This window comes from Dellaglioa sp. CoH-56-MRSF-13 (assembly GCF_056782095.1).
This window is the reverse complement of the sequence record NZ_JBXAYC010000114.1, coordinates 1-326: the sequence shown is the minus strand read 5'-3', so window position 1 is coordinate 326 and position 326 is coordinate 1. Positions and strand designations below refer to the sequence as shown.

At 55.2% G+C, this 326-nt stretch carries 1 protein-coding gene; it reads left to right on the top strand.

The genetic code is table 11. The features are described 5' to 3' along the window. On the top strand, positions 1-326 hold a 326-nt coding region (locus tag AC1RP1_RS08125; RefSeq protein WP_481762737.1), incomplete at both ends, for a hypothetical protein.

Sequence of the window (326 nt, the reverse complement as noted above, 5' to 3'; positions counted from 1 at the left end):
CATCCGGACAAAGGTGGCGATCCGGAACTGTTCCATCTAGTAAAGACAGCGTATCTGCTGCGGGATGTAACGTTCCTGATCGAAACACGGCTCCTGATCGAGCACGGCTCCGACCCGGAGTGGCAGCAGACCGAGGGTATAGCGTGGATGGAGCAAGAACTCCAGCGTCCTGCTGTATCCGAGGCCATGCTGCAAACCACAATCGAATTCCAGATAGCGCGTGCCCATCGTCTAGGCCAAGTTGAACAGGCTCAGGCGTTGGCTAACTTGCGGCTTGCTGAGATGGTGGTGAACCTGCAATCTGAACTGAATTACCTTCTCTACGG